Source organism: Thalassolituus alkanivorans (assembly GCF_020447205.1).
Classification (GTDB): Bacteria; Pseudomonadota; Gammaproteobacteria; order Pseudomonadales; family Oceanobacteraceae; genus Venatoribacter; species Venatoribacter alkanivorans.
Genome location: NZ_JAJAEL010000013.1, coordinates 41,871 through 49,428, shown reverse-complemented (window position 1 = coordinate 49,428; position 7,558 = coordinate 41,871). Strand labels below are relative to the sequence as shown.

At 52.7% G+C, this 7,558-nt stretch carries 7 protein-coding genes and 2 riboswitches; of the genes, 4 read left to right on the top strand and 3 right to left on the bottom strand.

The features are described 5' to 3' along the window. The first annotated feature begins 304 nt into the window (after positions 1-304). A riboswitch (glycine riboswitch) is annotated at positions 305-418 on the top strand. Next, positions 419-527: riboswitch (glycine riboswitch) on the top strand. It abuts the riboswitch before it with no gap. A 22-nt stretch (positions 528-549) separates the two neighbouring features. Next, complete coding sequence (locus tag LGT44_RS08785; RefSeq protein WP_225691746.1) at positions 550-1,170, top strand: trimeric intracellular cation channel family protein; 621 nt, start codon at positions 550-552, stop codon at positions 1,168-1,170. 34 nt (positions 1,171-1,204) lie between these two features. On the opposite strand, the gene LGT44_RS08780 is transcribed toward LGT44_RS08785, so the two are convergent. Beyond that, on the bottom strand, positions 1,205-2,950 hold the full coding sequence (locus LGT44_RS08780; RefSeq protein ID WP_230331656.1) for a bifunctional protein-serine/threonine kinase/phosphatase: 1,746 nt from the start codon (positions 2,948-2,950) through the stop codon (positions 1,205-1,207). Between the two features lie 96 nt (positions 2,951-3,046). Further along, on the bottom strand, positions 3,047-3,889 hold the full coding sequence (locus LGT44_RS08775) for a formate/nitrite transporter family protein (RefSeq protein WP_225691748.1): 843 nt from the start codon (positions 3,887-3,889) through the stop codon (positions 3,047-3,049). A gap of 335 nt (positions 3,890-4,224) precedes the next feature. Between LGT44_RS08775 and LGT44_RS08770 the strand changes: the two genes are divergently transcribed. After that, positions 4,225-5,112 (top strand): DMT family transporter, encoded by an 888-nt coding sequence (locus LGT44_RS08770; protein ID WP_230331657.1) that lies wholly within the window; start codon positions 4,225-4,227, stop codon positions 5,110-5,112. A 13-nt stretch (positions 5,113-5,125) separates the two neighbouring features. On the opposite strand, the gene LGT44_RS08765 is transcribed toward LGT44_RS08770, so the two are convergent. After that, on the bottom strand, positions 5,126-6,247 hold the full coding sequence (locus LGT44_RS08765) for an alkane 1-monooxygenase (RefSeq protein WP_230331658.1): 1,122 nt from the start codon (positions 6,245-6,247) through the stop codon (positions 5,126-5,128). Positions 6,248-6,527: 280 nt separating this feature from the next. Between LGT44_RS08765 and LGT44_RS08760 the strand changes: the two genes are divergently transcribed. Both LGT44_RS08760 and LGT44_RS08755 read left to right on the top strand, forming a co-directional pair. Continuing rightward, positions 6,528-7,187, top strand: a complete 660-nt coding sequence (locus LGT44_RS08760) for a GntR family transcriptional regulator (RefSeq protein ID WP_145469470.1) — start codon at positions 6,528-6,530, stop codon at positions 7,185-7,187. Positions 7,188-7,189: 2 nt separating this feature from the next. Then, positions 7,190-7,558, top strand: a 369-nt coding sequence (locus tag LGT44_RS08755; RefSeq protein WP_230333569.1) for an AAA family ATPase, incomplete at its 3' end; no start/stop codon positions are given.

The following is a 7,558-nucleotide window of genomic DNA, read 5'->3' as shown; positions in this document are numbered from 1 at the left end:
GAATTGTTTTGCGTGCCGCATAATCATTGCAGTTGGCTGGATGAAGCCGGACGCGCCGAAAAGAGAGGATCGTAAGGAGATACCTCTCCTTGCAGGGGACCAGGGGCTTGCCCCGGAAAGGCGTTTCAGATTGAAAAACAGCAGCTGAGGAATGCTGCAGTTTGGAGTGACATCCAGTCACTCCAAACTGTGGGACAGCAGTGGGCTCCGGCCGTTTTTTTTGTGCCTGCGATTCAGGCTGGCGGGGATATAAAACTGATCATTTGTTCAGCGTCTGGTGTTCTGTGGCCCGATTGTCTACAATGGCGGCCCCGCAGGAGAGTGGTGTGTTATTTGTCACTAAGCTGGCATTCAGCCGTACACCCGCCGAAGGCGCAAACTCCCATAAACGCTCAGGCTACCGGACTGCGGGTTCATTGATAGGCCATCTGGAGAGAGGCTGCACCTGATGCAGTCCACCGAAGGAGCAAGCCGGCGGACCATTCCGTACGGTTAAACTCTCAGGTACACAGGACAGGGGGAGGGGCACAGGTTACGCAGGAGTTCTGTGTGCTGACCACTGTCTATTTAATTGCTATTACCGCTGAAGCCATGTCCGGGGCGCTCGCCGCCGGTCGTCGTAATATGGATATGTTTGGTGTTGCCTTAATCGCCTTTTTAACGGCGCTGGGTGGTGGCACTGTACGTGATGTCCTACTGGGTAATTTCCCGGTTACCTGGACTCAGCATCCCCCTTATATTTATCTCACGGTATCCGCCGGTTTGCTGACCATGGTGGTTGCGCGTTTTATGCATCGTTTACAGCGTTTGTTTTTAATTCTTGATGCCATGGGCTTAGTGGCCTTTACCATTATCGGCTGCAATGTTGCGCTGAAGCTGGATTACAGTCTGCCGGTGGTGGTTATGGCGGGCATTATTACCGGTATTTTTGGCGGTATTCTGCGCGATATTCTCTGTAATCAGACCCCACAGGTGTTGTGCCACGAGTTATACGCCAGCGTTTCTTTACTGGTCGCGCTGCTGTATTTAACCTTGCTGCATTTTGGTGTGAACGAAAGCGTCACCATGCTGGCGGCTTTTTCCGTTGGTCTGGCCATGCGTCTGGCAGCGATCCGCTGGCGCTGGTCGTTACCGGTATTTTCCTATGCCCCTGAGCGCTGGCAGAACTGAAACATGCTGGCGTTATTGCCTTGCTAGCGCCGCGTTAGTGCAACAGCTTCCAGCTCAGCCAGACCACCGTCAGCAGCAGTATGGCGGTGGTTGATTGCCAGAACAGCAGAGGATCGCGCTCCATTAACGGTGGCTTCTGCTGACGCAAATAATCCTCAGCGGGCTGGTTCAGATTAAAAATAAATTCAGATAACTCCGCACTGCGTTTATGTGGCAGAGGCTGCAATGCTTTTGCCAGAGCGGTGTCGATCCACGGCGGTATGTTACGGCCAGGTATGGCCAGCGGGCGGTATTGCAGGCGTCGCTGCGCATGCACCGTCCGCGCTTTCGCGACGTTCAGACCATAAGGCAATTCGCCGCCGCTGAGCATTTGATAGGTGATGACGGCGAGAGAAAACAGGTCGGAATGCGTGCCGGTATAACCGTCGCAGAAATACTCCGGCGCCATATATTGAACGGTGCCCGGAAAAGGATTTTCCGCCGGAGACTGATGCGTTTCTGCCAGACCTGCAACCTGCACGGCACCAAAATCAATGATTTTTATGCAACCGTTAGCATCAATCATAATATTGTCGGGCTTTAAATCCTGATGCAGCATTTCCAGCCGGTGAAAAGCTCTTAAGCCTTTTGCTATCTGGGCGACGATATCCCGTACTTTAATTAAATCGGGCCGCGGGTTATCCAGCATCCACTGGCGCAGTGTCTGGCCTTCAATCCATTCCGTGGCGTTGTATAAATACTGCTTTGGCCGGTTGTTCTGTGCCGCTGCCAATACGCAGGGACTGTCGATGCGCCGGGCAATCCAGTCTTCCAGCAGAAAACGTTCAAGGCTGGCGCTGTCGGCCTGAATATCTGAGGCCGGAAATTTTAAAACGACTTTTTCACTACTGTCCTGATCGCGGGCCAGATACACATGACTGCGGCCACTGATATGCAAACGGCGCAGCAGGGTAAAACCATCGAATTCTGCGCCTTCATCCAGTACCGGTGGTAACGTCAGCTGCTGTAATTGCTGCTGCCATTCATTAATGTTGGTATCGGGCAGTGAGGTAATATATACCAGCTGAATGCTGATATTGTCGTCGCTGCCCTGGTTCAATGCCAGTTCAGCGAGTTGCTGTGCACAGAGTTCGAGACTATTTTCGCTGTTAATTTTCAGTGCTTGTGCAATGGCTTCTGTGATTTGTCCGTGGCTGACAAATTCATACAGGCCATCGGTGGCGAGAATAAAAACATCGCCGGCAGTCAGTGGCATGTTGTGGTAATCAATATCCAGCTGCTGGTCCATGCCCAGCGCGCGGGCTAAATAGCTTTGTTCGGCAGAAATCTGTACCCGGTGATCCTGGGTTAATTGCTCCAGCGAGTGTCCCTGCAGATGATAAACGCGGCAGTCACCGCAATGAAAAATATGCGCCTGAGTGGATTTCAGAATCAGCGCCGAAAAAGTACAGATATAGCCTTTATCCCGCTCCCAGGCGTACTGACTGCGCCGCGTCTGACTGTAAAGCCAGGAATTACTGGCCTGAATAACCCGTTGCGCTGATTTACGCACACTCCATACATCAGGGGTGCAGTAATAATCTTCAAGGAAACTTTTAACAGCAGCGGCGCTGGCAATCTGGCTGACATTACTGCTGCTGATACCATCGGCCAGAGCAATGGCAATACCCTTGCGTTCTTTCTGCAGGGTATCGGCAAGACAGGCGCCGTGAAAATCCTGATTAACGGCTTTGCGTCCGGCGCAGGAATACTGGCCAAGCTGAATACGGAGAGAGGACATAAATCATCGCTGCAGACTGTCAGCCATAAAACCCCGGCAAGCATTGCCAGGGTTTATGGCTGGTGTTTATGACCTGAGCTTTATAAAGCCCAGAATTTACATCTGTGGCTGAGCCTGGGTCTGTGCTGACATCAGCGCGCGTTTTTTGGCAGTACGGACGTGGGTGGCGTACAGGGTCAAACCGGTAAAGGCCAGACCACCCACCAGATTACCCAGTGCGGTTGGAATTTCATTCCAGATAAAATAATCCATTACCGAGAATTCACCACCCATAATCAGGCCGAACGGAAACAGAAACATATTTACAACGGAATGTTCAAAGCCCATAAAAAAGAACAGCATAATCGGCATCCACATGGCGATCACTTTACCGCTGACATTGGTGGAAATCATGGCGCCGACAACACCCATAGAAACCATCCAGTTACACAGCATGCCGCGGATAAAAATGGTAAACCAGCCGGCTGCACCGTATTGAGCGTAACCCAGAGTACGGGCTTCACCGATATGAGCAACTTTTTCAGCAATAGCACCGCCATCGGTGTTGTAGCCGTAGGTGAAAATAAATGACATCAGGAAAGCAACGGTTAACGCGCCACCAAAATTACCGAGAAAAACCAGTCCCCAGTTACGCAGAATCTGTCCCCAGGTAACACCAGGGCGACGATCCAGCCAGGCCAGCGGAGTCAGCATAAATACACCGGTGAGCAGATCAAAGCCCATCAGATAGAGCATGCAGAAACCAACGGGAAACAGAATGGAACCAATCAGATGTGAACCGGTTGCAACGGCAACGCTGACAGCAAAAACCGCTGCCAAAGCGAGAATGGCACCGGCCATAAAAGCGCGTACCAGTGTATCGCGGGTCGACATATAAATTTTTGCTTCACCGGCATCTACCATTTTGGTGGCAAACTCGGCAGGCATCAGATAAGACATAGCATTACCTCATTAACGTTTAAGAAATTTCTCAACAGCTGTCCGGAAATAAAAAACGGCGTCCCATCCACCTGCAGTATGCAAGCGGAGTGGACGCCGTTATCCGGAAATTCAGGTTGTGTTCCATATCGCCGTTGATGTGGAATGCAATATGTTCAGCAGAAGACGTGCCAGTTTTATTTTTTTGCTGCTCGCTGGCATTTATCCGGGTTTTTATCGTACATCCGGGTTGTTCTCTTTTTCAGTTGCCCCCTTTTTGCGCAATAAAAAAACAGAGTGCATCGTCCTGATTCATTTTCAGCAGGTCGCTGACGTCGGTCCGGTGAACACGTAAGATGGCTTTATTTATCATCACCGGGACTGCTATGTCGTTTATGTTGCTATCTGCGCTGGCCTGGTCGCTGTTCGATCTGGCGCGCAAAAAACTGACGGCTCATGCACAGCCGCTGACTCTGGCTATCTGGCTCAGTGCCGGCGTTACTCCGCTTTATCTGTTGTTGTGGTTGTCTCGGGGGGCGTCACTGCCGGAGGCGGGTTACTGGCTTCCGGGGCTGGTATCGCTGTTGGTATCAGCATTGGCCAGTGTCTGCTATATCAAAGCACTCAGTGTCGGCCGTATTGCCTTGCTGGTGCCGGTGCTGTCGTTTACGCCGGTTGTGGCAGCAGTGCTCAGCGCGGGTTTGCTGGGGGAGCGGTTAAGCGGGGTGCAGTTGCTGGCGATGCTGAGCATTGTGCTGGCGATTTTTCTGCTGCATTCGGGCTGGAATTTATTGCTCAGGCCAAAAGAAGCAGGTGCGGGTTTGGGGCTGATGCTGGTCGTCGCTCTGTGCTGGGGCACGGGCATTGTCTTTGACAAGATGGCATTGACATCGGCCACGGTCTTTTTTCACGGCCTGATTCAGAGTGCCGGCATGTGTCTGGTGTTATTGCTGGCCTATAGCGTTGATTCATTACGCCGCCGTGATCGTTTGTCTGTGCCGCGTTATTCCGGCCCATGGGGATTAATGGCGCTGGCTTTACTGGTGTTTGTGCTGGCGGTCAGCGGCCAGTGGCTGGCGGTAACGGAGATTCATCCGGGCATTGTTGAAACCGTTAAGCGTGGCGTCGGCATTATCGGTGCGGCCTGCTGGGGCGTGTGGTTGTTCGGTGAGAACGTAAAGCCGTGGCAACTGTTGCTGATGCTGCTGATCATTGTTGCCACGGCGGGTCTGGCGTTGTTCTGAGCCGGTGTTCTGTTTAAGCACTTTGCAGCTGGTGCTCTTCACCTTTGTAGTAACGTTCAACGCGAGGGTTCATTACCTTAAACCACAGTGGCGGAATCAGGGCCAGCACCACCATGGTGGCGTAACCACTGGGCAGCTGTGGGCTGACATCGTGATGGCGCAGTACCTGATAGCGACGCTTCGGATAAGCGTGGTGATCGGAGTGACGCTGCAGCTGGAACAGGAACAGATTGGTTAACAGGTAGTTGCTGTTCCAGGAGTGTTCGATATCCGGACGCTCGTAACGGCCATTGTCCAGCTTGCGGCGGTGCAGGCCGTAGTGTTCAACGTAGTTGATCACTTCCAGCAGGCTGAAGGCAAAGAAGCTCTGGGCAGCAAAGAAAAACACCCCCATCCAGCCCCACAAAGCTCCACATACCGCTGCCAGTAAAAGGCTGAAGCCATACCACCAGATCAGTTCATTACGCCAGCTGAACGGTGAGTGGCCTTTATGACGCAGACGTTTGGCTTCCAGTTTCCAGGCATTGAGAAAGTTGTGCAGATAAGCATGGGGCAAAAACTGATACAGGCTCTGACCGTAGCGTGAAGAAGATGCATCGGCCGGTGTGGACACATGCACATGATGGCCGCGTACGTGCTCAACCTTAAAGCCACCATAAGAAACGCAGGCCAGTAACAGACCACCGGTCCATTGCTCAAGTCTGGGGTCTTTATGAATCAGTTCATGACCGACATTAATGGCGACAATAGCGCCCACGGTGCCGAGAGAAAGTAACCAGCCGAGTTGTCCGACCCAGTTCAGCTCTGCGCTTACAAAAACGTGTCCGGCATAAAACAGAACCGCCAGCTGCATCGGCAGGCACAGCAGCGTCAGCAGGCGGTAAAAACGCTCTTCCGATAGCTTCGGTACTTCCCGTGTTTCATCCGGATTCACCGGGTCCTGGCCAATAATGTGGTCAAGGATGGGGACAATGCCGTAAACAAACAGCAACGGAAAGAAGGCGAGCAGGTTGGCGTAACCAATGTTTTGCCACAGCCATTGCGACAGTGGCAGCAGCAATGGCGGAACCACGACCAGCAGGTAGGCGTATTTTTTAAACGTCAGCATACGTGAGCCTGGTGCTTGTTCAGACATCGACATCTCCTCATGGGGTTGTTGTTATTGTTTGTAGGATTGTCGGACAATCTTTCAGTTATATCCGTCTTATTCTCTGGTCATTTGCGGTCAGCCTGCAGCGGAGCGGGAGTTGGTGGTACAGGCAATTGCGTCATTTCGGGTGATCCGTTGTCAATGTTGGCAGGATGGGCATCACCGGACGCAGGAATGCGCTGCAGACGCTATGGCATAGCCCGGTTGTGCAGCATTCTGTGCTAATATCGCCGCCGGTTTTTTTATCAGTATGGAACAGACCCCGATGAGTTTTTCTGCGCCTGAAAGCCTTTCCGAACAGATTGCCCGCTATCTGGCGCAACGTATTATTCAGGGGCAGCTGACATCCGGTGAGCGTATTCAGGAAACCCGCGTGGTCAGTGAGCTGGAAGTCAGCCGTGGCTCGGTGCGTGAAGCCCTGCTGATACTCGAAAGCCGCCATCTGATTGATATTCTGCCGCGCCGTGGTGCCGTGGTGACCACGCTGACCGAACAGGGCGTTAACAGCCTGTACGATCTGTACATCGACCTGCTGACGATGCTGGCACAGCGGGTTGCGGAAAACTGGACCGATAACAATATCCGGCCGTTGCTGGCACAAGTGCAGATTATTCAGGAACTGCAGCAAAGCGAAGACAAAGTCGCCTTTGTTGAATCCGGTTTTGTTCTTATGCGCATGGCATTTGCTATCGCCGGTAATCAGTATCTGGCGGAAGTGTTGGAAGATCTGCAGCCAGCGCTGCATCGCACCTATGCGCTGGCGATCCGCCGCTCGCCGCAGGAAACGGAGTACGCCGCGCGCTTTTTTGCCGGTTTGATGGATGCCGTGTTAAAACGCAATCTGCGGGCCCTGCCGGGATTACTACAGAACTATGGCCAGCACCAGCGCGAACTGGTACTGGCAGCGATGGCTGAGGAGGCCTGAACATGCGCTTGAAAGCCATCAAACTGGCCGGCTTTAAATCTTTTGTTGACCCGACCACCGTGCCGTTCAGTACCAATATGACCGGCATCGTTGGCCCTAACGGTTGTGGTAAATCCAACACCATCGATGCGGTGCGCTGGGTAATGGGCGAAAGCTCAGCCAAATACCTGCGTGGCGATGCCATGACCGACGTTATTTTTAATGGCTCGTCCGAGCGTAAACCGGTCAGCAAGGCCAGTGTTGATCTGATATTCGATAACAGTGACGGCACCCTGCGTGGTGAATATGCCGGTTATGCCGAAGTCAGTCTGCGTCGTCAGGTGACCCGCGATGGTCAGTCGACCTATTTCCTGAACGGAACCAAATGCCGC